Annotated in this window: 3 pseudogenes; all 3 read left to right on the forward strand. The window is 51.2% G+C overall.

Annotated elements, in window-relative coordinates:
- Nucleotides 1-1,694 (forward strand): annotated as a pseudogene (locus RYA97_RS13250) (hypothetical protein); the annotation flags it as partial.
- Nucleotides 1,691-2,384: pseudogene (locus tag RYA97_RS13255) on the forward strand (permease). The pseudogenes RYA97_RS13250 and RYA97_RS13255, both read left to right, overlap by 4 nt.
- A gap of 1 nt (nucleotide 2,385) precedes the next feature.
- A pseudogene (locus RYA97_RS13260) lies at nucleotides 2,386-2,623 on the forward strand (hypothetical protein); the annotation flags it as partial.

Consider the following 2,623-nt stretch of genomic DNA (forward strand, 5'->3'; position numbering starts at 1 on the left):
GCCGCATGGCCCTGGGCAAACAGCAGAACATCGTCGCATTGCTTCGCACCCTGTTTATCGGCCAGATTTTGCTTGATTCGAAGGCGCGTATTGCAGTCGATCAACAGGTGTTCACCAAGCTCAAACAGTGGATACGCGAGTGGCAGGTCCTCAACAAGCAGATCAGCGATACCCGTCGCCGGTGGCTTTATCCAACCGCTTACAACACCCGCAAAAGCAACGCCAGCCACCTTCGCGTCCTCGAGGAAAAACTTCGTCTGCATGAATTGAGCATCCCCGCCCTGCTCGACTATCAGAACAACCAATACGCAAAGCAGTTGCAGGACGAGATTCGACTGCACTTCCAGTCCGGCAAAACCATGGCGAAAGACTGGCTGACCACCGCCAAGCGCTGGATCGATGGGCTGGGAGGAATTGCCGGGGCAATCACTTGGGGCGTGATCATGCTCAACTTCATCAATACCGCGCTCACTTACCGGGACCTTACTCGGGATGGAGACTTCAGTGCCAAAGATATTGGCAAGGTTACCTATGGGCTGGGGTATAGCTTCAACCTGTTGATGGCGGTGTTTGTTGAAGCGCCGTGGGCGGTTATCAGTACGGCGAAGCCTGTGGTTATTGGTACGTACACAGTGGGCATTCTTGATCAATCGGCGGCTTATTGGAGAGCACGGGGTAATGCAGTTTGGGGAGATGCGATACGCGGTTTTCGAAGCTCAATGGTGGCAATGGGAGCGTTCGGGATAGCGGCGGCCACATTAGAGTTAAAAGATATTCTTGAAGACTTTGGCACGGCTAGAACAATGGAAGAAAAAACCGCAATCAGTGTAAAGGGCACCTCTGTACTCGTAATGGGAGCAGGTTCAATAATTCAGCTAGCGGCAGGAATATCCCCAACAGCCAAAATCACAGCTGTTGCAATGAGCTCATGGTTAAACGTCGCCTTGCTGGTGGCCGGCTTTATTTATCTTTTTGCTACAATGGCTTTAAATTATTTAAAGCAAGACAGTGTCGGCTGGTGGCTGCGCAAGTGCTGTTGGTCGAAAAAACTAGACTATCGCTACGCCGAGACTGCCCACGGTGAGAATGAAGAAATACAGACATTATTGGAAATCCAGCTATCTCCTCAAGTTTATGTAAAAAGCACCGTGCATTATGAAGAGCGTTACCTTGGCAAAGGTGATTACTACAGTGCAGCGGTACAAAATGGCGCAGGGGTACAAGTGCGCTTGCCCAATCTGGTACGCGGGCAGCCCGTGCATTTCAACATTGTCAGTAGCAAGCGACCATGGGGCGTGCTGCCCGTAGAAAAAATAGACCAGCCGATACATGACGCTTTTCTGGACCGAGGGCAATTCAGGAAGTCCGAACAGTTCGGGACGCTTACCAACAAGCCAGCGGACAAGGCGAGTGAAGACTTCACCTATCCTCTCATGCCGCACGAAGACGAAGACCTCATCTGGGAAACCTGGGTACCGCTCGACAAAGATGCAACCTATCTTGAGCTACAAATCTGGTACCCCAGCAATCTGATACATCCTGGCGAGGAGGATCGAGGCTATCTGTTTCAGATAGAGCTGGGGACAAGAGGCGATACCGATAGTGACGGTTTGACTGCAGTAGAACTTGAAGTAAAGGCATTAAGCAGGACTGGCACGCTGACCCTTGAAGTTGCAGAGAGCAGGCCGCTATGAACCTACAAGAGAAAACCGCTACCTTGCCGCAAGGTAGCGGTGTTATGGATTGGAAAATCAAAACACTTGCGAGCTCGCCTAGAGAAACAATGGTCATACAATCTATATTTATCGCAATTTACCTAGCTGCGAGCTCACTTTATATTGGGGGGGGGCTGGAGACCGTTTTTAGAAACACCCCATTTACTAGTGGGCACTGTACTAGCGCTCGCTGGCATTCTTGCCTACTTCGTAGGCCTGCTCATCCGCCAAAAAACCATCTACAACTACACCCTGAAAACCGACGGAGCAACCGTAGAGTATTACCTCCACTATCCCGAATTCGCCTCATCGTTTTTCAAAGGCATCGCTATTTTCGTCATACTGGCATTCGTCCTCGTCGCCCTAATCACTGGGTCATTGCTGTTCCTGGTCGGTCCGGTGGCAATGGCCTTTGTCGCAGCCATCAAACTGCTGAACTGGGAAAACCCCGTCCACCATCGACAAACCGCCCCGTGGCATTTGCACGAATTTGTCACGGTTGATCACAAACGTCTGATGGTCATTATCCATTGCGACGATACAACCACCGGGTTCGCCGCGCGTTTTCCCAGCAAGGTGCTTATGGACAAGTATCTCGCGTTCCTGCACAAGGCACTTCCAGCGAACGCTCAATACATCGAAAAAGCCACTAACTGGCATCAGGGTTGATGCCACTCTGCGCGGGCAATCGGTGCATTTCAACGTCATCAGCAGCAAACGATCGTGGTGGGCTGCCGGTAGAAAAAATCGAGCGTCCAGTACATGAAGACTTTCTGGAAAGGGGACAATTCAGGAAGGCCGAACAGTTCGGAACGCTTACCAACAAGCCAGCTGGCAAGGCGAGTGAAGATTCCACCTATCCTCTCATGCCACCTGAAAACGAAGACCTCATCTGGGAAACCTGGGTG

Source organism: Pseudomonas syringae group sp. 26L6, from assembly GCF_032587815.1.
Classification (GTDB): domain Bacteria; phylum Pseudomonadota; class Gammaproteobacteria; order Pseudomonadales; family Pseudomonadaceae; genus Aquipseudomonas; species Aquipseudomonas amygdali.